Source organism: Paenibacillus sp. V4I7 (assembly GCF_030817275.1).
Classification (GTDB): Bacteria; Bacillota; Bacilli; order Paenibacillales; family NBRC-103111; genus Paenibacillus_E.
Map to the genome: position 1 here is coordinate 4,373,164 of NZ_JAUSZD010000002.1, position 21,809 is coordinate 4,394,972.

General features: G+C 45.0%; 19 protein-coding genes. 2 read left to right on the plus strand and 17 right to left on the minus strand.

Going from position 1 to position 21,809, the window contains the following annotated elements; all coding sequences use genetic code 11:
• Positions 1-155: 155 nt before the first annotated feature.
• From QFZ80_RS21320 to QFZ80_RS21385, 14 genes are all read right to left on the minus strand, one after another.
• Positions 156-515, minus strand: a complete 360-nt coding sequence (locus QFZ80_RS21320; protein WP_307560884.1) for a Rieske (2Fe-2S) protein — start codon at positions 513-515, stop codon at positions 156-158.
• Positions 516-530: 15 nt separating this feature from the next.
• Positions 531-1,586, minus strand: a complete 1,056-nt coding sequence (locus QFZ80_RS21325) for an amidohydrolase family protein (protein WP_307560886.1) — start codon at positions 1,584-1,586, stop codon at positions 531-533.
• 57 nt (positions 1,587-1,643) lie between these two features.
• On the minus strand, positions 1,644-3,212 hold the full coding sequence (locus tag QFZ80_RS21330; protein WP_307560887.1) for an extracellular solute-binding protein: 1,569 nt from the start codon (positions 3,210-3,212) through the stop codon (positions 1,644-1,646).
• Between the two features lie 67 nt (positions 3,213-3,279).
• Entirely contained in the window at positions 3,280-4,140 is an 861-nt protein-coding gene (locus tag QFZ80_RS21335; RefSeq protein WP_307560889.1) for a carbohydrate ABC transporter permease, read from the minus strand.
• A gap of 13 nt (positions 4,141-4,153) precedes the next feature.
• Positions 4,154-5,077 (minus strand): ABC transporter permease, encoded by a 924-nt coding sequence (locus tag QFZ80_RS21340; protein WP_373460131.1) that lies wholly within the window; start codon positions 5,075-5,077, stop codon positions 4,154-4,156.
• 201 nt (positions 5,078-5,278) lie between these two features.
• Positions 5,279-7,459 (minus strand): helix-turn-helix domain-containing protein, encoded by a 2,181-nt coding sequence (locus QFZ80_RS21345; RefSeq protein WP_373460132.1) that lies wholly within the window; start codon positions 7,457-7,459, stop codon positions 5,279-5,281.
• 75 nt (positions 7,460-7,534) lie between these two features.
• Entirely contained in the window at positions 7,535-8,674 is a 1,140-nt protein-coding gene (locus tag QFZ80_RS21350; protein WP_307560894.1) for an exo-beta-N-acetylmuramidase NamZ family protein, read from the minus strand.
• A 177-nt stretch (positions 8,675-8,851) separates the two neighbouring features.
• A complete protein-coding gene (locus QFZ80_RS21355) occupies positions 8,852-9,559 on the minus strand; it encodes a PIG-L deacetylase family protein (RefSeq protein ID WP_307560896.1) in 708 nt (235 codons plus the stop codon).
• The gene (locus tag QFZ80_RS21360) at positions 9,560-10,528 is read right to left on the minus strand and encodes a GNAT family N-acetyltransferase (RefSeq protein WP_307560898.1); all 969 of its coding nucleotides are present in this window, start codon (positions 10,526-10,528) and stop codon (positions 9,560-9,562) included. It lies immediately after the preceding gene.
• Between the two features lie 34 nt (positions 10,529-10,562).
• On the minus strand, positions 10,563-11,423 hold the full coding sequence (locus tag QFZ80_RS21365) for a carbohydrate ABC transporter permease (RefSeq protein ID WP_307554377.1): 861 nt from the start codon (positions 11,421-11,423) through the stop codon (positions 10,563-10,565).
• 16 nt (positions 11,424-11,439) lie between these two features.
• A complete protein-coding gene (locus QFZ80_RS21370; RefSeq protein WP_307554375.1) occupies positions 11,440-12,345 on the minus strand; it encodes a carbohydrate ABC transporter permease in 906 nt (301 codons plus the stop codon).
• 100 nt (positions 12,346-12,445) lie between these two features.
• On the minus strand, positions 12,446-13,888 hold the full coding sequence (locus QFZ80_RS21375) for an ABC transporter substrate-binding protein (RefSeq protein ID WP_307554373.1): 1,443 nt from the start codon (positions 13,886-13,888) through the stop codon (positions 12,446-12,448).
• A 68-nt stretch (positions 13,889-13,956) separates the two neighbouring features.
• Positions 13,957-14,871 carry an N-acetylmuramic acid 6-phosphate etherase gene (murQ, locus tag QFZ80_RS21380; RefSeq protein ID WP_307554371.1) on the minus strand — a complete coding sequence of 305 codons (915 nt, stop codon included), beginning with the start codon at positions 14,869-14,871 and terminating at the stop codon, positions 13,957-13,959.
• Positions 14,872-15,050: 179 nt separating this feature from the next.
• On the minus strand, positions 15,051-15,917 hold the full coding sequence (locus QFZ80_RS21385; RefSeq protein ID WP_307554369.1) for a MurR/RpiR family transcriptional regulator: 867 nt from the start codon (positions 15,915-15,917) through the stop codon (positions 15,051-15,053).
• Positions 15,918-16,161: 244 nt separating this feature from the next.
• Between QFZ80_RS21385 and QFZ80_RS21390 the strand changes: the two genes are divergently transcribed.
• Entirely contained in the window at positions 16,162-17,457 is a 1,296-nt protein-coding gene (locus QFZ80_RS21390) for a 6-phospho-beta-glucosidase (protein WP_307560900.1), read from the plus strand.
• A gap of 2 nt (positions 17,458-17,459) precedes the next feature.
• Positions 17,460-18,470, plus strand: a complete 1,011-nt coding sequence (locus QFZ80_RS21395) for a BadF/BadG/BcrA/BcrD ATPase family protein (RefSeq protein WP_307560902.1) — start codon at positions 17,460-17,462, stop codon at positions 18,468-18,470.
• A 155-nt stretch (positions 18,471-18,625) separates the two neighbouring features.
• On the opposite strand, the gene QFZ80_RS21400 is transcribed toward QFZ80_RS21395, so the two are convergent.
• The 3 genes from QFZ80_RS21400 to QFZ80_RS21410 all read right to left on the minus strand — a co-directional run bounded on the left by QFZ80_RS21400 (position 18,626) and on the right by QFZ80_RS21410 (position 21,793).
• Entirely contained in the window at positions 18,626-19,831 is a 1,206-nt protein-coding gene (locus QFZ80_RS21400; protein ID WP_307554364.1) for an ATP-binding protein, read from the minus strand.
• 149 nt (positions 19,832-19,980) lie between these two features.
• The gene (locus QFZ80_RS21405) at positions 19,981-20,700 is read right to left on the minus strand and encodes a ThuA domain-containing protein (protein ID WP_307560904.1); all 720 of its coding nucleotides are present in this window, start codon (positions 20,698-20,700) and stop codon (positions 19,981-19,983) included.
• 34 nt (positions 20,701-20,734) lie between these two features.
• The gene (locus QFZ80_RS21410; protein ID WP_307554360.1) at positions 20,735-21,793 is read right to left on the minus strand and encodes a Gfo/Idh/MocA family protein; all 1,059 of its coding nucleotides are present in this window, start codon (positions 21,791-21,793) and stop codon (positions 20,735-20,737) included.
• Positions 21,794-21,809: the final 16 nt, after the last annotated feature.

A 21,809-nucleotide genomic window follows, 5' to 3' on the forward strand; every position in this document is an offset into this window, starting at 1 on the left:
GATAATTTAAATAACAGTTTGCTCTAATTGCCATTTTTTAATAAACATTAGCAACTTAAATGAATTCAGTTCTATCCTGTTACAAAAAGAATAAAGGGGATCGAATAGGAGTTTTCAGCCCATTCGATCCCTCCTATTTCGCTTATTCTCGTTGTCTACTTTCTTTCCAGATCAACACCAACTTTGCCGTCTTGCACATTCACCTTATACGTTTTTACCCAAATCTTTTCGCTGAATAAAGATTTGCCGGTTCGAATATCGAATTCCCAGCCATGCCAGGGGCAGCGGATGATTTCGCCCATTTTACCGTACTCGTATTCATACACGTCCGAAGGGAGCGTAGTACCAGATACGAGTCCTGCGCACATCGGTGCCCCCTGGTGGGGGCAATAATTGTTTAAAGCGTAATATTCATTGTTTATCCGGAAAATGCCGATGCTCTTCCCCTCGATTGTGACGACGGCGTGACCGCCTTCGGAGACAGCGTCCGCATCCAGCACGTAATGTACCGTCATAAGGTCCTCCGTGAGTTAAAGGTTATATAGGCTTTTGGCATTTTCGTAAAAGATTTTACGCTTCGCCTCCGGCTTTAGTCTCCGCAGAATCATACTTGGTGAATCGAAATCCCAATGCGGATAATCACTCGAATACAGAATCATATTCTCGGCATCAATCATATTGAACAAATCGATCAAATGCTGCGGATTATCCGGTTCCTCAATGGGCTGTGTAGTTAAATAACAATGCTCTCGAATGTACTGACTAGGCAGCTTCTTCAGCCAAGGGACGGTAGAGCGGAGCGCTTTATAGTTCTTATCCAGCCTCCACATCAGATGCGGCAGCCAAGCAATACCTCCCTCGGTAAGCACTACTTTCAACCGCGGGAACTTCTCAAATACGCCCTCGCATACCATGCTGACAAGATGAGCCATGAACATTTGCGACAAGCATGTGTGCCACTCGATGTAACGGGACGGATACCCAGCAGCGGTAGGTGCCGTGGAGCTGCCCCCTCCTTCCGCGCCCGGATGAATCGCAATAGGTAGACCATTCCGCTCCGCAGCCTCATAGATAGGATGATACTGTCGCTGGCCGAGGGGGGCACGAGCCGCACTAGAAATCATCACTTCGACGATATCGGGATGGCCCCCGACGCGGTCGATCTCTTTCGCGGCAAGAGATGGGTCCTGCGTGGCGACGGCCATGGCGCCCTTGAACGCCTTGTGTTTACCAAGCCATTCGGCGATCAAAAAGTCGTTGTAGGCTGAGCAAATCACAGCTGCGTAATCAGGGTCGTGCGTCGTTGAAATATTGTACACAACCCCGGTCAACACGCAGTATTCGACATTGTAGCCCTCAAGCAGCTGCTTGATCATGAGGTCTGGGTCCGAGCCGGCTTTGCCGCCATTGGCCGGAATGGCGTCCTTCTTCATGACGCCTACTGGCGAATAGTAACCAGAGCCTGCATACCCGATTCCGGTCGTCGCTACGCGTGACCGCCATGGTTCGGCCAGATACGGCAGCAAATCGGCATCATTCTGTTCATTATGGACATCTGCATCAATGACCTTGAAATCTTCGGCCATGCGAACACCTCCGTTCCGGCGTATAGGTTACCTTTGCCTCCTAGCTGCACGAATTGATTACTTCTTACCGTATGTTCGGGTATAGGCAGCATTGTACATACCTAACAGTTCGTCAGCTCCGAGCTTCTTCGCTTGATCGATAAATTCTTGATACGTCTTATCGTTGATCGGCGTCTTGCCCGCTACGAATTCAGTCAGCTTCTGCTCAAGGAATTTGTTCAGGTTGTTCAGCTTCGATTTTTCCAGCTCCAGCTCTTCCTTCGTCTTGACGATCTGCTTCGGCGCTGGAATAATGAACGATTCGTATCTCTTGTTAATGTCCTTGCTCTTGTCGCTTAAGCCGCGCTCCCACACCTCGCGGGATTTGGCATTATCGAGCGTAACCATATCGTACCAAACGCCCCAATCCTTACGCAGTGTCGTGAATGGCGAAGCGCCGAAATCCTTGTTGTAGACAGATTTGCCGTTTTCCTTCGTATACGTTTTGCCCTCGATACCAAGCGATAAGTAGTTAGATCCTTCTTCTCCCAGTAAGTAGTCAAGAAATTGAACTGCCCTGTCCTTGTCTTTCACCTTAGCCGAGATCGCGCGGCCGGCAGCGCCTACAACCGGACGTGAGAATTGGTAGTTCTTAATACCGTCTGCAGCAAATTGTGGAATCGCATCGAGTGTATACTCCGCTATACCCGCTTTACGTCCTTTGTCCATAAGCGTCTCCAAGTCAGCCTTCCAGAAAAACGTCACGAGTGATTTGCCTTTAAGAATCCGCTCTTCCCACTGTGCTTGCGTAATCATCGAGAATTCAGGATCCAGCAGCTTTTCGTTAAACAATTTATTCAAGTAAACAAGCGAGTCCTTATATCCTTTATGATAGGGAGCGAACGCGTATTTGTCGGTAGCCGGATCGACGTTATAGAAGCCGTGTATGCCGGTGAACGCTCTGCCGAATGTCGTAAATAACCCGGTATCGCCAATAATGGCATTATTGATGAGGGGATAAGTATCCGGCTGCTTTTCTTTGAGCGTTTTGAGGAACTGGTAAAACTCATCCACTGTAGTCGGCGCCTTCAGTCCATACTTATCCATGACGTCCTTGCGTGTATACCAGACGAAGTTAAAACCTTTCCCTTCCGCGTCGCCCTCGATGACAGGAACGGTATAAATACCGCCGTCAACGCCAGTTGCGACCGCTCTAGCCTCTGGGTATTTGTCGTAGAACGCCTTTAGGTTCGGTGCTTTATCCAAGTAATCTTTTAAGTTCAAAAATACTTTATCCGGACCGTGCTGTCTTCCCTCTAACGTATCTACCTGGATGAAGTCCGTGACTGAGTTCGTCGCAATCATAATTTGCTTCTTTTCCTTCAAACCTTCCTGACTGACCACTTGAAACTCGATCTTTACGCCGGTCTTTGTTTCGATTTCCTTGAAGATGTCCCAGTCCTGGCGCACTTTTCCTTCTGGACGGTCGTAAGCCAGCCACGTGAATGTGATCGGCTTCTTGGACTCGTCTGGTTTCTTCGTTTCTCCCGCCGCAGGAGTATCATTCGGTTGGCTCGAACAGGCTGCTGCGACCAAACTAACGAGCATAACCGTAGTCAATCCTGTTGCGACAGTTCTTTTTTTCATCTGAAAACCTCCCTATCGTGGTAAAAAAGTATCCCTCTATAGCGTTAGATTCCGGGGGAATCTAGAACTATCCTTTGATGCCGCCGATCATAGTTCCCTGCACGAAGTATTTCTGGATGAACGGATAAATACATAGGATCGGGAGCGTAGCGATCATGATGATGGCGTACTTCATCGTTTGGAGCAGGCTCAGATCGCCTTCAGCCTGAATCGTAGTACCGGCCACAAGAATGTTCCTGAGCATAATTTGCAGCGGGTACATCGAACGGTCGTTCAAGTAAATGAGTGCATCGAAGAAAGCGTTCCACTGATTCACAGCTGTGAATAAGCCGATTGTCGCCAATACCGGCATGGATAGCGGAAGCACAATACGCAGCAGCACTTGTAACGAGGAGCAGCCGTCGATCGTTGCTGCATCTTCAAGCTCCTCCGGCAATGCCTCAAAGAACGTACGCATGATAAACAAGTACCACGTGCTGATCAGGGAAGGCAGGACGATTGCCCATATCGAGTTCAACATCCCCAGCTTTTGCACAACGAGAAACGTTGGAATCATACCGCCGCTAAACAGCAGCGTAAAGGCGGCCATCATCAGAATGATTCTGCGGCCGGGCAGCCATTTCTTCGCCAGCGGATACGCCATAGCCGAAGTTACGAGCAAGGTTAGTATCACATGAACGATCGTATAACGGATCGTATTCCAGTAACTGATCCATAGATCCGGATTGCTCACCAACTGCTTATAGGCAATAAGCGTTACCCCCTTAGGAAAGATGAGCACATCCCCGCTCGATACGAGAGCGTTATCACTGATCGAAGCGCTGAATACATAAACCAGCGGGTATACCATAACGATCATCAAAAGAATCATGATCACATAGTTGAAGGTATCAAATACCCTTGAAGCCATCGATTGTCTGATTTTCAAAAGGGTTCCTCCTTTACCACAAGCTCGTTTCTGAATATTTTCTAGCGATCCGGTTAGCGGCGATGACGAGGATAAGGCCGATCACTGACTGAAATAACCCGACGGCTGTGGCGAAGCTGAAATCCGCATCCAAGATACCGCGCCTATACACGAATGTGTTGATGACATCCGATGTTTCATAGTTCATGGAATTGTAAAGCAGCAATATTTTTTGGAATCCGGTCTCCATAAAATGGCCAAGCGTAAGAACGAACAGGATGATCATGACGGGCACCATGCCAACGAAGGTAATATGTCGCATCTGTTGGTAGCGGTTCGCCCCATCCATTTTAGCGGCCTCATAAAGAGTTGGATCGATGCCGGCAATTGCAGCCAGATACAGAATCGTCCCCCAGCCGATTTTTTGCCAAACTTCGGAGCTGACGTAGATCGTCCGAAACCAATTCGGCAGCCCTAGGAATAGAATCGGCTCCATTCCGAACATTTTGACAAGAATGAAATTGATGATCCCGGTTTGCGGAGACAGAAACGTGACGAGAATGCCGGCGATGACTACAGTTGATAAGAAGTGCGGCATGTAGCTGATGCTTTGTACAATTCGTTTAAACGTTTTGTTCTTAAGCTCGTGAAACAGAATGGCCAAAATGATCGGTGCTGGAAAATGAAACAGCAAATCGTACACGTTGAGCATGACGGTATTGCGGATCAGCTTCCAGGAGTCCGGATTTACATAGAAGAATTCGATAAAATGCTTCAAGCCTACAAATTTACTGCCTAAAATGCCTTTACCGATCGAATAGTCTTGAAACGCGATGATGACGCCATACATGGGCACATATTTGAAAATGATGTAGTACAAAATTCCCGGCAGCATTAATAGATATAGCGCTCTATGTTTCTTCAACATGTACCACATAACATTTCGTTGCGGCACCATATCACCCACCCCCATTTACTCATAACACTTACAACTCTGAGTTAATGGCCTAACTATACAAAGCTAGGACTGCCCCGTAAAGATTGCATAATTACGGAAAGTCTCTTTTTTTGCAGACGCTGGTTTCCTAGGGATTCCAGGTCATTTCGGGAGATCGGATGAAAAAAAAGAGACTTCGGAAAAAATGAAGTCTCTGTTCGTTCAATGGTTAATCGTGCGATACTTCGCAGGCGTAATCCCTTCATATTTACGAAACGTTCGGATAAACGAGTTGCGTCCCCAGTAACCTACCTTCTCCGCAATGTCATCGATTTTCATGTCCGTTTCCAGCAAAAATTGCTTCGCCTTCATCAGCCGGTATTTCGCAATATACTCCACATACTTCTCTCCAACTTCTTCTTTGAAGGTACGGCTGAAGTGGCCGTTCGACATGTTCAAGAGCCCGGCGAAATATTCGATCGAAAGCTCCTCATTATAATGCTCATGAATATAGTGCAAAATCTCTGAAAACTGCTTTGCACGCTGATCAGGCTCCTCAGTCCGAAATAAGACACTGTGAATGTCCTGGAAACAGACTTTCAGTTCATCCCACGTCATACAACGATTGAGCCGCTCGAACAGATCTGAAAAGAACGGTACGTTAAAATCGTTATGCTCGGTTTCTACTGCGCGGATCCATGTATTGAGAACGTCGGTACATAAATATTTAACCTGGATGGCAGTGGCATTCTTGCGTATTCCCACTTCGAGCATATCGAACGCAGATTGCAGCAGCTTATCATACTCCCGCGTCTTGAATTGGTTGAAGATACGGTTGACATCTTGAACGGATAAGAAGCTTTCCCACTGCGTTCGATCCCCTACATTCGGTCCACGACATATCTCCACGTCGGAATCAAGTCCGCGATTCTGCAGCACGGACAACGCGAGCTTATACGACTCATGCAGCTCCTCGGTAGCGTTCACCGTCTTCCCGATTCCAATCGTCGCTTTAAAGTATTCGCTGTACGGTTCCAGCAAGAGACCGACAATGTTCGCGGCCTCCTCGGCTCCGAAGTGCAGAAACGGGTCATGCAGCACCACACACGCCATCACATCCGGCTTCGTTTGGCAGAGCCAGACCAGCGATGGCGACGATTTGACTATGCGTTCTTTGAGTTCCATGAATAAGAAAGACTTCGACGTCTCAGACAGCCGTTCATAGGCGGGCGAATTGTAGTGAAACGCAATGCAGAGAACCGTGCGCATCGCGTTCTTGTTATACGTAAACTCGATTTCCTTCGCATAATATTCAATGGACAGTGCGTCCCGATATTCGCCCAGCAGAATCTTGGTTACGAAAAGCTCCTGCAGGACGGGGAACATCCCACTCACCCTTTGGGACAGCTCTTTATTTTCTTCCGTAATTTCCTTTATCGGACGATAGACGCGACGGCTTAAATAGTAGGACACGAAGCTGCCCACCACGAGGAAAAAGACGAGAAACGCCCAACTAATCACCCGTGTGATGTACGCTGGCTTCATCAGGGTACGCAGATCCGCGATGCTCACGTAATACCACGAATCGTCGAAGCTAGATTTCACAAATGACATTGCGACTTCGCTCGTAATGAGAAATTGAGACCCCTTGGAATTTGCGCGTGTATGTTCCAGCACCGCCTTCGCTTCCTTCTCTGTCAAACCAACCTGATTCATGATGAGACCTTGGCTGCTCGCAATTGCCGTTCCTGTCACCCATTTTTCCGGAATACTGATCTGCTCTTTGACCTTGTCCTCAGCGAAATCGACAACCAAATACACATCGGGCTTAACGCTGTTAAACGGATAGCTCATTAAGGCGGACATGCCGATTGTACTCGGATCGGTAAAGTCCATCATTTTTTTGCCTGTAAAATGGGACAGGTACGCCTTTCTTTGCTTCTCGTCAAGCGGATATGTGAAATCAAAGTAATACCCTTTGTCCGTATAAATATCGACATCGACAACCAGATCGTGATTCACAAAATATAAGAATACCTTTGAAACCAATTTATCGGATTGAAGCTTCATCAACTGCTCTCTGAGAAAATAAAGCTGCTCCGCACGCTGTTGGTTTTCACGCGAATCGTCCACAGTACGGAGCAGACTCGTTAAATTGGAAGAGCTGAGCATGTTAATCATATTTGTCTTGAGCGAATCTAATGCGGTGTCCGTTTGCTTGGAAAAATGGCTTATGATGACATCGTTGAGCTTCTCTGCATCCTTCTCGATCGTACGGACCACCAGAACATGTGCCATCAAACTGGCAACAATAACCGGCATGAGGATAACGATGAAATAGGTGGTAAAAAGCCGCCAAAAAAGGGCGAATCGGAACTTATGTACCTTAGAAATGCTCAACACGATCGCCTCCCGCCCCCTGTAACGTTCGCAGTGATGGCATTACGAATAACTAGCTTGTCGCGTTCTCAAATTTCCTTAATAGAGATGATACTGCTGTTTCATCTGTGCGAATTCCCGACTTTCGTCCCGAAATTGCTCCAACAACACCGAAACATCTAATGGATCTTCACGGTACACCTTATCCCCGCACAATAAATCAATAAAAGGCCTGGATCCCTCTTTAAAAGGTGGCAGGAAAGAAAATTGCTCATAGTTACGCTTAATGGTATACATCAGTGTGATAGCTGTCTCCAAAGGACGAATCGATCGGGTATCCAGTATATGAAGCTGAACGCCGCTGCATGACTCTCCCTGAAATTTGGAAAAGGTCGGTTTAAAATAGACCGGACGAAAAATGACCCCAGGCAAATTCTTTCTGTTCATCTCATCCGCCAGTTGTTGAGCGTCGATGAACGGAGCTCCTACAATTTCAAAAGGAACTGTGGTTCCTCTTCCTTCAGACATGTTGGTGCCTTCAAATATACAAGTGCCGGGATACAGTAATGCCGTGTCAAACCGAGGAATCCCCAAAGAGGGCATCACCCAGTGTCGACCGGTATCAGTGAACTGCATCTTCCGCTCCCACCCCTGGGCACGTATCACATGCAGATCACAATGCCAGTTCATCTGATCGTTAGCCATGGTGGCCACCTCACCGACAGTCAGACCGTAACGCACACAAAGTGGATAATTACCAACAAAAGATTGATAATCCTGCTTTAAAATGTTACCTTCTACCGTCACCCCATCCAGCGGGTTGATCCGGTCCAAAATGACAAATGGCTTGCCTGCTTTCGCACAATCTTCCAGCGCATATAGCATCGTATAAATAAAAGTGTAGTATCGTGTACCCACGTCCTGAATATCATAGACGACCATATCTACCTCATCCAGCATTTCCTGACTCATGCGCTTGGAATCCTTACGGTACAAGCTATATACCGGCACCTGTGTGATCGGGTCCAGATACGTTTCTACCAAGGCACCTGCTGCTTGATCTCCACGCACACCGTGTTCCGGTGAAAACAGAGCTGTCAGATTGAAATTCTCATGCAAAATTTGAATCGTGGATACGAAGTCATTGTTTAAGCCGGTAGGTGCTGTAATGAGTCCCAAACGTTTCCCTTTAAATAGATGAGTGTACTGCCCAATGCAATCGATACCGTTTCTGATCATAGCTGCCTCCCAAATTTTATTTGCCGAGTGAGTTATGTAAATCTCCCTTGGGCAATGTAGCAAACTAGGCCAAAATTGAAGGTTACCTTCGGTTTACCCACCCAAAAGCAAAGTTGAGAAAACCTCTAACGAGGCCATTTATGAATGAGCAGCCGCGTATAGAGGTTGATTTTATTCTTATAATTCAGTTTTGATAACACGCATATTTTCTTCTGGAATCATGAAGGTTTGTGCATATTCTTTTCTGGCTTCAAGGCCTCGGACTCTCATCAAATGTTTGTAGTATTCCAAATACTTGAACGACTTGCTGCCGATTACGAACCAATGCGTGGAAACAGCCTTCACCCATAGATCGAATGCTTCTTGATCGTAGTCGACATACACATACGGACGATAGTCGACGGCGTCCTCCCAGTTCTCGGCATAATACAACCTCTGTGCAAAATGTGCTGGAAGCTCCCGCTCAAACGTCGGCAAGGCGGCAAAATAGCGGGCATCATTGACGATGCGGTGCGTTGTCATATGATCCTTGTGCATGCTGTTCTTCCAATGCGTAATAATGACGTTGGGACGAACTTGACGAATAATATCGCATACGCGAAAACGCATTTCTTGGTTATCCTGCAGCTCGCCGTCAGGAATATCGTCGAATACGAACGCTTCCCCGCCCAGCATCTCGGCAAAGGTTTTCGCCTCATTCACTTTCTGCACACGATATTCAGCCATATCTTGTCCTGCCGGGACGCCGCGTTCGCCTGCTGTCAACGCCAGGGTTGCAATGCGGTCCCCCTTCAAAGAGTGACTTGCAAGTACCCCCCCTGCCGTTAATTCGGCGTCACCAACATGGCCACCGATGGCTAGAATCGTTAACTTTTGCTCGCTCATTCACACAAACTCCCTTCTCATGACAGAAAATTGTTTGACGGTTGTAAAGCCTGCCTTCTCATAGATGCGGATAGCCGGATTCGAACTGCCCGTATAAAGCGACATGTATTCGGTCCCGATTGAACGAAAAGCTTCACACAGCTTAAAGAAAAGGATGCTGCCCAGACCGTGTCCCTCATGCTCGGGAATGACACCGATTCCGGCGAAATAGCCCCGGCCGTTGTCTTGACGAATGACCGGACCTGCAAATCCGATTACCTTGCCTTTATATGCAGCAATCACCACTGGCACACCCTCTGCCGTGCTTTGCCCGATTTCCCTCTGCCATAAAAGATTATTAAATCCATTCAGCATTTCATCCACGCCGTCATGCTTTTTCGGGTCGAACAATTCCACCGTGTAGCCATCGACTGCCGCCTTGCTTTCCTTGGCTCTGATATCCCCTGGTATGGTGAAACTGTCCAGCTTCAAATACATGGCGCACTCTTTAGCGCGTTCCACATACCCTGCCTGCAGCAAAAACGTATACAATTTACTTTCAATCGGCACGCCAGGCGCATTGTTATGCTCATGCTTCGGTGTCCCCGGTATATACCACGGCAATAACATCGGATTAAAAAATAAGACATCACCTTGTTTTTTTCCCAACTGCTGAAAGCGGCGCTCCAAAGCATCTAGCATGCCTTGATAATTCTCATCTGTTTGGAAATCATCGGCTAAAACAATGCAGGTGATGTATCCCGCCACTTCCCCAAGCGGCAGATCATCCCCTGTGCAGCCGCAGGCAAAGCCTTTGACTTCATTTTGTTCCAGTAACACAAAAGCATTTTGACTATCAAAATAAGTGTTGGCCGTGAAGATAAGCTCAAAGGTTTGTTCGGTAAGCTCCTTGTAGCCTTCTTTCACGGCTTCTTCATTCCATAAGTCAATAACCGCCTGACGATATTGTTGATCCCATGACACAATCATGCTGAAGTAATACCTCCCCCATGCGCGGTTAGTACTAGCCCTTCACCGCTCCAACCGTTACACCTTCTAAGAAGTACTTTTGCAAGCTGAAGAAAAGAATAAACATCGGCAGTGCAGAGATCGTAGCACCCGCCATCATCGGCGCGATAAACGTCGTATTGGCGAAGCGGAAGTTTTTCAATCCCACTTGAATCGTCTGCATATCCATCGTATTGGTGACAAGAAGCGGCCAGAAGAATGTGTTCCAGCTGTCCATAAACGTTAGAATCGCCATGACGGCAAGCACGGTTTTGGACAAAGGCAGAATGATTCTCCAATAGATCGTGAACTGACTGCACCCTTCGATCTTGGCGCTTTCCATAATCTCATTCGGGATGCTGCTCATAAACTGTTTAGCCAGAAAAATATTATATACAGTAACAATACCCGGCATAATTAACGCGCTGTACGTATTTTGCAGCTCGAACACGTTAACAACCAGAATATACAAAGGTACTTGCGTAACTTGGTAAGGAATCATCATGGAGACAAGCAGTACGGCAAACAGCACGCCTCTCCCTTTAAAACGAAGTTTAGAAAATGCATAACCAGCCATGCTCGCAAAAATAACATTGGACACCATCACGGTGGTCGCGACGATCAGTGAGTTCAAAATCCAACGATACGAATACTCACTGTAATCAAAGAAAAATTTAAAGGAAGCGAATGTAAATTTGCTAGGTAAAATGGAATAGCTCACCGCTCCGGCCTCAACCGGATCAGCAAAGGATGAAATGACCATGAAATAAATCGGAAATATCGTCGCCAAAGCAAAAAGTAGAAGGAATATAAAAATGATTGAATTTCGAATGGTTTTTACTCTAGGTTTTCCTGCATGATTGCTGTATAAAGCCATTTTTTATACCCCTCTCTTAATACTCGACGTCTTTTCCTGCATATTTGAACTGTATAACCGAAATTCCCGCGATAATAACAGCTAGAATCAGCGATTGCGCCGCAGCTTTACCGAATTCAAAATAAGTAAATGCATTATTGAAAATCAGTAGACCAACCATCGTAGTGGCATTGTTCGGACCGCCGCCAGTCATCAAGTAAGCGTTCTGGAACACTTGGAAAGAACCGATAACACCCGTCACCAAAAGAAATAACGTAGCTGGTTTCAAAGAAGGAACAACGATGTGCCACAGCTTTTGAAAAAAGTTCGCTCCGTCCATTTCAGCTGCCTCGTAATACGTATCATCAATGCCGAGTAGACCGGCCAGGTAGATGATAATGCTTGTGCCATGACTGGACAACCAGGACATCAGAACCAATGAAAACATCGCCGTTTTGCTTGAGCCGAGCCAGTTCTGATTGGTAATGCCAAAGAAATGAATGAACTGATTTAAAATTCCGCCTTCCATTGGATCGAAGATCCAAAGCCATACGACGGATAAAGCAACACCTGAAGCAACAACAGGTAAGTAATAGACTCCTTTGAAAAAGCCCTGCGTTTTTTTCCTAAGCGGCAGAATCATAATCGCAATCACCATGGACAATAACAAGTTGACAGGTACTGTCAAAAGCGTATAGACGACGGTATTGCGCATTGCTTGCCAAAATAAAGCATCCTTCACCGTAGAGACATAATTGTCGAACCCAACATACGTGGAACCAAGAGGTTTATATTCTTGGAGACTAATGATAAATGCACTTACGACCGGATACGCCGTGAACATCGCAAAAACAACTAAAGCGACGGCAATGAATGCATATCCTGGGGCACCTTCTCCTTTGATTCCTTTTCTTTTTATCGGTTTAGCGATATTCGTTGCCATACTGTCTAACCCCCAAACCCCGTTTCAAAAAACTCGGATTAAAATAGTTCGGATAGCCGTGTAACAAGCATCACGACTATCCGAGGTTTACAACTTATGATTAATCTTTCACAACGCCGTCTGCGCCAAATGCGGCAATCGCAGCGGTTTTCACAGCTTCATACATCGCTTCAGGAGTAATTTCACCTGCGATCAAACCTTGGAACTTAGGCACGATAACTTCAGTTTCCAATTTAATCGCTTTAGCACCCAGTTCTGTCGGGATATCCGAACGAGCCGGTGTTGCATTTTTCAGCATGTAGTCAACAGCAGCGATGTTCTCAGGGCTTCTGTCAATTTTCATGCTTTCAGCCGCTTTTTTACCGCTTTGCGTAATGTGAGCAGAGAACAGATCACTGTTTGTTGCTGCAGCATTTTTACCGCTAGCTAAGAAGTAAGCAGCTTTTACGACATTCGCTTTGTGCTCAGCCGTAGGTTCCTTTTTACCGCGGAACGTCATGTAACCGTCAACGACAGTAGCGAATGATGGTTTTGCTCCTTGGAAAGTAGGGGCCGGCAATACCACATAATCAACCGGGATGGAATCTTTTACAGCACTTGCATCAGCTGCTTTAAGCTTTGCGTTATTGGTTTTAGCGGAATTCTCAAATACGGCTAGACCTTTACCTGTGATCATCGTTTGGCCTGTCAGGAACATGTTCCAACGCTTACCAGCATCTACAGAGCTAAGCTCTTTCGGCATGGAGCCGTCATCGATCAACGCACGAAGATCTTTCAGAAGACCTAGGTAATTTTTGCTAGTGTACGCATATTTCAAATCTTTATTAAACGCATGAGGCATGCCCGCATTTTTAGCCATGATACCCAAGTAGTCAACGGCTGCAACGCCTTTAACAGCGAACACGAAACCATAGCGTGTTTTGCCGTTTTCAGTTACGAGGCCTTTTTTGATTGCTTGACGGAATTCATCATATGTCCAGCCGCTCGTTTGTACTTTCTTCCAATCGATGCCGGCCTTTTCCAGGTACGCTTTGTTGCCGCCAAGTGCATGAACTTCCATGTACGCCGGGAAGCCGTAAAGTCCTTTGCCGTTCTTCATGTATTCAAGCGGAGCTTTCTCATAATCGTTAATCATCTCAGGAGTAGCTGAATCCGTGATGTCCATGAGCAAACCTTGCTGCAGATACTTAGGGATGCCATCAGAGCCTCCGAAAGCAATATCTGGCGGGCTGCCCGCATTCACTTGCGTATCCAATTTCTGCTTCATATCTTCCCAGCTTGCCGGTTCGATTTTCAAAGTCAGATTCGGATACAATGCCGTAAAGTCTTTGGACATTTGTTCGAAAGTCTTTTGGTAGTTTGGTGAAACTGGCGGCAGCAAAGCTGTAATGGTGTCTTTAGCTGTTGAGGCGCCGGCAGTAGCCGCTGGAGCAGGCGTGCCTGCTGGTGTAGTTGTTGCTTTCGTGCCGGAAGTACCACCACAAGCTGTTAAAGCCATGGTTAAAGCTACAACAGATGCTAATACGGGCATTTTTCTTTTCATGAAAATAGACCTCCATTATAGGGATCTTTGAGCGTTGCTCAAAGTCTCTCCTTTTTATATTAAGTATCTCAAACAACTTTGCTAAAAGTACGTATGGCTGTTTTCAAACGGCCGTCACATTGATTCAATGCTCGTTCTGCCTCCGCTGCATCCAAACCGGTTTTTATCATCATAATCGCTAATTTGCAATTCATGGAAGCGCTTTCCAGATGGGCAATAGCGCTCTTTTCATCTACCCCTGTTGCTGCTCTAATGATACGAACAGAACGATCATACAATTTGATATTGCTTGCCTTCATGTCTACCATAAGGTTGTTATACGTCTTTCCAAGCTTCACCATCGTACAGGTCGTCAGCATGTTAAGAACCAGCTTCTGTGCTGTCCCCGCTTTCAATCGGGTAGATCCCATTATCGCTTCCGGCCCAACCACTGGCGCAATACATACATCACAGACAGGCTCTAGTTTCGAATTTTTGTTATTCACTACGCCGATCGTTGCTGCACCAATTTCCTTTGCTCTTTTCAAACTGGCAATGACGAATTGTGCGCTTCCACTGGCCGTAATTCCGATAACGGCATCCTTATCTGTCACACCGCACCGTTCTATGAGTGCGATCCCCTCCTCCGCGTTGTCCTCAAAACCTTCAACTGCAATTCTTAGCGCCCCATCGCCGCCGGCGATATGACCTTGCACCAGCATGGGGTCAATACCAAAAGTAGGAGGACATTCAGAAGCGTCGAGCACACCGAGTCTGCCAGAAGATCCAGCCCCTACGTAGAACATTCTGCCACCGTTTTTAAGAACATGATGTAAAATATCAACCGCTTTCATAATTTGCGGTATTTCTGCTCCCACTGCAGCGGGAACTTCAGCATCCTGCTCATTCATTAAACGCAGCATTTGTTCCGTTGTACATTCATCCATAATCAGTGTTTTCTCGTTAATCTCTTCCGTAGTCAACCTCGACAGATACTCATCCATAGCCATCCTCCTATCCTGTTTGTTTCAATTTCTAATTTCATACTAGCGAAAAATTTCATGATGGTCAATAGTTTTTGAAATTTTATTTCTTTTCACAATAAACTTTTGATTTTTTATTTTATTTTACAACAAAAAAAGACAACGACCTTTTATCTGGCTAAGGCGTTGTCTTTGACTTTTTATTTGCGATGTTTACTGCTGGCGATAATATCGTGCGTTTTAGCTAAATATTTCTTCACTTTCTTGTATTCCGCACTGGCTACACCAGCAAAAAGAATATCAATTACCGTCAGCATGGCAATTCGCGATCCCATGGCACCGCTTCTGATAGTTACCTCTGGTGTAGAGATGCTCAAGACAATATTCGCCTTATCTGCTAACTCGCTTTTATTATATTTGGTAATGGCAATAATGCATGCGCCATTCTTTTTGGCTATTTCGAGTGAATCGAGAATTTCCGTCGTACTGCCGGAATTCGATATAAAGATGGCCACATCACTTTTGTCCAGCAGTGTAGCTGCCGTGAGTTGGCTGTGCCCGTCCGTGTAGGTATGGCACATCTTGTTAATCCGTGAAAATTTCTGCTCCGCATCGATACCGACCAGACCGGAAGCACCGATTCCGAAAAATGCAATACGGTTGCTTTCACGCAGGACTTTTACAGCACGGGCTATTTCATTTTTATCAATAACACTGAGCGTGTCCTCAATAGATTTACTATTATTGCGAGAAATATTAGAGATAATGACGGATAGATCATCCCCTGGTTGTATATCGGTGTACTGGTTCTTCTCATCATCATCCATAGATCCAATTGAAGCTGAGATGCTTACAATAAAGTTCCGGTAACCTTTATACCCCATCGTTTTACAGAAACGAAGAACGGATGCGTCACTGGTCTTCGTCAGCCCGGCAAGGTTCTTAATCGAAAGATGCGGGATTTCCTCTAAGTTCTCCAAAATGTACTCGGCTACCAACTTCTCAACAGGAGTTAGGCTGTCTTTCATATCACGAATCTTTATTAAAATATTATCATTAATTGACATATATATTCCCTGTTCACCCTATTTTCTCTGAGCTAAAATTTTAATCTCATCATACGTATATTTGCTCAAAAAAACAAGATTAATATCTAAAATAATATACAATTTTGAGTAGTAAGGTAAGAAATTTATTTTCAATATAAATCTCTAAAAGCAAAATTAAATTCCAATTTATATTGCAGCGTTTCTGAAGGCGATGCTATAATAGCAGCGAGATTGAGCTGAATTAGGAAGGGTGAATACATGGATGACTAAAAAATTGAAAATAGCGATTATTGGATCAGGAAGCACCTACACCCCAGAATTGATTGAAGGAATGATTAAGCGAAAAGACGTATTACCAATAGATGAACTAGTACTCATGGATATTGATGCAAGAAAGCTCGAAATTGTAGGCAAACTCTGTGAACGCATGATAGAGGCAGCGAGTATTCCTTGTCGAGTTATCTTAACCGAAAACTTGGATGAAGCGCTGCGGGATGCGGATTTTGTGTTATCACAAATTCGTGTGGGTAAGCTGCCTGCCCGCGTACTCGACGAGACCATTCCTCTCAAATACGATTTAATCGGGCAAGAAACCTGCGGAATCGGTGGATTTTTCAAAGCCATGCGCACCATTCCCGTTATGCTTCATATTGCCAACCGTATGCAAGAACTGTGTCCGGATGCTTGGCTCATCAATTTCTCCAATCCAGCTGGCATCATTACAGAAGCTATGCTTAATCATTCCAAGGTGAAAATGCTAGGTCTGTGTAATGTCCCTTTCAACATGTTCAAGAGCATTCGTGAAACCTTGCAATTAGACCATGCTAACTTCACCTATGTTGGACTTAACCATTTAAGCTGGATTACATCTATTGAACAAGATGGTAAGGATTATGTGAAAACGGCACTTGATATGGGACTTAACAGTGAAGCGATGAAGAATATTCCTTCAAGCGGATTCAGTAAAGAGGTCGTTCAGATGGTGGGAGCCATACCTTCTTCTTATTTGGAATATTATTACTTCAAAGAGAAGAAGCTAAAATTGCTGAAAGAAAGCGAATTAACACGAGGCGAGAAATGTATACAGATCGAAGAGGAGCTGCTAAACATCTACTTGGATTCCGAGCTGCATTCAAAGCCGGAACTGCTTTCTACTCGCGGCGGTGCCAATTATTCGGAAGTGGCCATCAGTTTAGTCGATGCCATCTATAACGACAAACAAGAGGTACACGTTGTCAACCTTCTTAACAACGGAGCATTAGATTTCATGGAAGACTCCGATGCGGTTGAAGTTTGTGCTGTTATTGGTAAAAATGGCGCCACACCGATCAAAGTGAAAGATTTCAATAATCAACATATCATTGATTATATGCGTATGGTCAAAGCCTATGAGCGTGAAACCGTGGCAGCTGCAGTGAACGGCAGCGAAGATGCCGCCATGCGTGCCCTTTTAATGAATCCATTGGTCGGTGACTACGATGCCGCACATCACTGCTTCAATGAGTTGAAGGAAGCCCATAGCGACTACCTCCCGCAGTTTTTCGCTAAAGAGAAGTAGTCATGATTGATAAAAACTACATTATCGGGGTCGACGGCGGAAATAGTAAAACGGACTACTTTCTATTTGATATCCAAGGGAACTTTATAGACCATATTCACACAGGTACATGCAGTCACGAGCAGTTCCCCGACGCATACTTGAGCTCATTCAGAATCATGAATGAAAATATTCAGCATTTGCTGACGCGTAATCAGTTAACCATGGATCATATTGCAGCCGGTGCCTTCGGATTAGCTGGTGCGGACATTCCATCCCAGAAGGAAAATTTATGCCACGTCATTGAGCGTATCGGCTTTACACACTATGCCATGGACAACGACTCATTCCTGGGTGTTAAAGCTGGCAGTGAAAAGGGCTTCGGCATTTGCTCCATTAATGGCTCGGGCTCCTCTACTGGCGGTATTTCTCCAAGTGGAAAGCGCCTTCAAGTAGGCGGTGTTGGCAGCGAGCTATCTGGTGATGAAGCTGGGGGGTTCTTTCTAGCCAGAAAAGTACTTCGGGCGGTATATGACTTTTACTACCGTATGGGGCCGGAAACCGGGATGACTGAACCCGTCATAAAGCTGCTGCAAATACCCGGTAAAGAACTGTTCATTGAATACGCCTTGAACGGCATTCAGAAGCGAACAAGTCCCACCACCAAGCTGGTGCAAATCCTGTTCTCCGCGGCAGATAACGGGGATTCCGTAGCTATGAATATTCTTGATAATACGGCCAAACAACTGGCCAACTCCACGGTCGGCTGTATGCACAATCTGGATTTTGACCATGAAGTCGATATCATTCTGGCAGGCTCCGTTTGGGTCAAAGCTGAAAGTCCTCTGCTGCTCCAAAACTTCAAAAATCATATTGCAAACTTGACCAATCACAGCTGCCATTACATCCTTCTAAAAGTCCCACCTGCAACTGGCGCAGTCCTATGGGCACTGGAACTAGCCTATGGTCATCCAGTGAATTTAGATACTCGTCTGAAAGTGATTGAGGCGGTAGAACAACTCGAACGTCAATGAGCTATTTGGAGTAAACAAAAAATGAGAAGGCAAGAATCTTGCCATCTCATTTTTTTGTTTTTTCTGAGTCCCTAAGTTAATTACTTTAGGGACAGATCCTTTTTCAGCTTTAATACCGAACCATGCCTTGCACCTTTGGGACTAGGACATGTACCTCATAAAGCATCCAACAAACGTTGCCGATCATTCGATCCCATCGCTAAATGAATAAGGTGTGCCACCAATTTTTTCTGTTCTGGATTTAATCGTGCAAACACTCTTGGTTCTAGTAGACACATTTCCCTGATCACAGATTCCAGCTCTTCTTTTCTCGTATTGTCCTCAGGTTCGTCTTTAAAAGTAGGAAATGCCTTGGATTCCGCAAAGTCTTCAATAACATGATCTGCTAATAATCCCAAGTAGGGCTTCCTTTTTTGCTTAATAAACGTGTTGATTTCTTCAAGTAAAAATTGAAATGCCTCACTTTTTCTGCTTGCTCCAAAAGATAATTCCAATTGACCACCATTGTCTTCACTATCAAAATCAAAATGATCAAATCCTTTACTTTGAATATAAACACTATGATAGAAGGAATCACCTTTATTATTAAACGTTGTCGGCTGCTTATGCTTCTCCGTTAAATTCGAATCGATAAAGTAAAGTTTGGAATATTCATGATTGATTCGATCATTCCAACGAACATATTTGACTTCAAACTCCGTTTGTGTAGGCTCATGAACGATTTTAAAACATTCTCTTTCGGCTATAACAGATGAGTAATCTAAGGATATTCCATCCAATCTAACATCGAAATGTTTTTCAGAATGCAGTTCCAGGAACCACCCAAATTCCTTACATAAAAAAGCCAACAAATCCTCATATACAAAGTCTTTCATGATGTTATGAAAAGTGACCATCGTCCCTGAATCTTCATCTGTTAGTATGTTTTTCGTAACCTCATAGGTATCCAAATTTTTCGAATGAATACGAATGGTATACGTATTTTTAAGAAGGCCGTCTACATATGTCGTTTTCCATGTTGCATCTGAAGCAAAGTGATGGAAGGTTAATCGACCGATTCCATTCTTACCATGCATGGCAGAAGTCGTTCTGGCCCGCTTTTCAGGATCAACTTGTTTCTCTGATTCGAAAAATGGCGTAAACTTCCGATCTAATTCTCTCCTATCTATGCCATAACCATTATCAGCAATGACAATTTGATCTATGCCGCCTAGAACATTCTTATGAAGCTTAACATCTACAACGGAAGCTCGTGCATCGAATCCATTCCAAATATATTCAGAGATTGCTTGCAAATAATCAAACTTACGAAGAGTTTTTTCGATACCTTTTGAGGATATTTCTATTTTGCTTTTGCCCAAAACGATCAACCCCTTCAATGATTAATGAATCACTCCAATAACTACAAATCTATCATATTCCAAATCTTTCATTCCGTATGTCGATTCGTGCTTGCCTGATACATATCTTTTTCGACAAAAAAACGACACCTCAAAGGTGTCGTTATCAATCACTTCTTAATTTCCTCCAGTGGAGAATGATGTCCGTAGAACGTTTTTTCTCTTATAACCGGGGCTGTCCATTTTACCGCATTGGCGATCACGCGCTGAACATCCTTGTTGTGATAGGTAGGATAAGTTTCGTGCCCTGGACGGAAATAAAAAATTCGGCCTTGACCGCGACGGTACGTGCAGCCGCTGCGGAACACCTCGCCCCCCTCAAACCAACTAACGAAGATTAATTCATCAGGTACGGGAATATCAAAATGCTCGCCGTACATCTCTTCTTCCGCCAAATCGATATAGGGGCCAATTCCCTCAACGATTGGATGTGAGGGATCAACAACCCAAAGCCTCTCCTTCTCATCCGCTTCTCTCCAAAGCAGATCGCAGGATGTCCCCATCAGCTTGCGGAACATCTTGGAATGGTGGCCTGAATGCAGGACGACCAGCCCCATCCCCTTATGTACTCGGTCACAAATACGATCGACGACATCATCCTGAAAGCCCTTGTGATCGACGTGACCCCAGTAAATTAGAACATCTGTTGCATCCAGCTTTTCTTGGGTCAGTCCATGCTCAGGCTCATTAAAGGTTGCAAAGCTAATCTCAAATCCATCCTGCCTAATACCATCAGCAATGGCTACATGCATCCCTTTGGGATATATCCGGGCTACCTCTTCTTTTCTTTGCTCTTGGAGAAATTCATTCCATATCGTTACTTTAATCATATACAACTCGCTCCTTTTTTTACAATGAATGCAGTTATATGGTTCTCGTTACTCCGTCCTTGGCTGAATCTATGATCGCTTGCAGCACTTGTTGATTACGGTATCCGTCTATGATTGTAGGGAGTATTGGAGAGTTAGCCTGCTCCAAATAATCCACAAAATCCTGCAGCATGGGCTTCATCGTCTTCTCGTCCAAATGAATGACTTTTTCTGTTAGCTCCAGCTTTTCGCCTTCTCTAACCGTCAAATGAACTTCATTCGGTTGCTCGACTGAAATCCTGACGGTGCCTAGATCGCCAAACAACGTAACATGAAATTGATTTTTCGTTCCAATTGCATTTTTATGGGTATAAAACGTGCCCATTACTCCGCCTTCAAGCACACACTGGAACCCGGTAAAGTCATCCACGTCAACTTCAACGGGTTGTAGTGTTCGCGGATCCGTTCGGTGATCGATAAACGTGCTCATCATACCGGACACTTGCGTAAATTCTCCTACAAAAAAGCGTGCCGCATCCACCATATGAGAGCCTATATCCGCTAATATACCTGACCCTGCCATCTCTTTGTTAAATCGCCAGGTGTACTCCTTGTTAAACATAGGCGCGTTTTCCTCTTGTAAGTAATGAGCGGCAATATGCCGAATTCGGCCTAAACTTCCTTGTTCTACAAGCTGTTTAACGTATTGAAAGCAAGGTCTGTAGCGGTAGGAAAATCCAATCATACAAGGGATCGGATTATTTTCATACAGGCTTAATAATTCATCTGCCTCTTCCATCGTTCGCGTGAATGGTTTTTCAGAAAATATCGGTTTACCGCATTCAATCGCATATTTTAAGATGTCATAATGGAATTTATTCGAGACACCCGATATGATAAAGTCAACATCGGCATCAGCAATGATCGCTTTATAGTCGCCATAGCGCTTCTCATCCGATAAGTTCAATCGATCACCGACCTCTTGAACGGCCTTCGCATTCACATCACAAATGGCTGTAACTCTCGTATTCGCAATTCTCGAAAGATGGTTCATATGATAATCGCCAATTCCTCCAAGACCAATGATGCCTACGTTCCATATGCCTTTGTTCATCCCGCTGCCCTCCCAA

Excerpts from the sequence above, each read along its gene's own strand:
- QFZ80_RS21395 (WP_307560902.1), top strand. The coding sequence starts at position 17,460 with ATGATTGATAAAAACTACATTATCGGGGTCGACGGCGGAAATAGTAAA.
- QFZ80_RS21390 (WP_307560900.1), top strand. The coding sequence starts at position 16,162 with ATGACTAAAAAATTGAAAATAGCGATTATTGGATCAGGAAGCACCTAC.
- QFZ80_RS21350 (WP_307560894.1), bottom strand. The coding sequence starts at position 8,674 with ATGATCAGAAACGGTATCGATTGCATTGGGCAGTACACTCATCTATTT.
- QFZ80_RS21365 (WP_307554377.1), bottom strand. The coding sequence starts at position 11,423 with ATGGCTTTATACAGCAATCATGCAGGAAAACCTAGAGTAAAAACCATT.
- QFZ80_RS21325 (WP_307560886.1), bottom strand. The coding sequence starts at position 1,586 with ATGGCCGAAGATTTCAAGGTCATTGATGCAGATGTCCATAATGAACAG.
- QFZ80_RS21340 (WP_373460131.1), bottom strand. The coding sequence starts at position 5,077 with ATGGTGCCGCAACGAAATGTTATGTGGTACATGTTGAAGAAACATAGA.
- QFZ80_RS21385 (WP_307554369.1), bottom strand. The coding sequence starts at position 15,917 with ATGTCAATTAATGATAATATTTTAATAAAGATTCGTGATATGAAAGAC.
- QFZ80_RS21320 (WP_307560884.1), bottom strand. The coding sequence starts at position 515 with ATGACGGTACATTACGTGCTGGATGCGGACGCTGTCTCCGAAGGCGGT.
- QFZ80_RS21375 (WP_307554373.1), bottom strand. The coding sequence starts at position 13,888 with ATGAAAAGAAAAATGCCCGTATTAGCATCTGTTGTAGCTTTAACCATG.
- murQ (WP_307554371.1), bottom strand. The coding sequence starts at position 14,871 with ATGGATGAGTATCTGTCGAGGTTGACTACGGAAGAGATTAACGAGAAA.
- QFZ80_RS21355 (WP_307560896.1), bottom strand. The coding sequence starts at position 9,559 with ATGAGCGAGCAAAAGTTAACGATTCTAGCCATCGGTGGCCATGTTGGT.
- QFZ80_RS21370 (WP_307554375.1), bottom strand. The coding sequence starts at position 12,345 with ATGGCAACGAATATCGCTAAACCGATAAAAAGAAAAGGAATCAAAGGA.
- QFZ80_RS21330 (WP_307560887.1), bottom strand. The coding sequence starts at position 3,212 with ATGAAAAAAAGAACTGTCGCAACAGGATTGACTACGGTTATGCTCGTT.
- QFZ80_RS21410 (WP_307554360.1), bottom strand. The coding sequence starts at position 21,793 with ATGAACAAAGGCATATGGAACGTAGGCATCATTGGTCTTGGAGGAATT.
- QFZ80_RS21360 (WP_307560898.1), bottom strand. The coding sequence starts at position 10,528 with ATGATTGTGTCATGGGATCAACAATATCGTCAGGCGGTTATTGACTTA.
- QFZ80_RS21405 (WP_307560904.1), bottom strand. The coding sequence starts at position 20,700 with ATGATTAAAGTAACGATATGGAATGAATTTCTCCAAGAGCAAAGAAAA.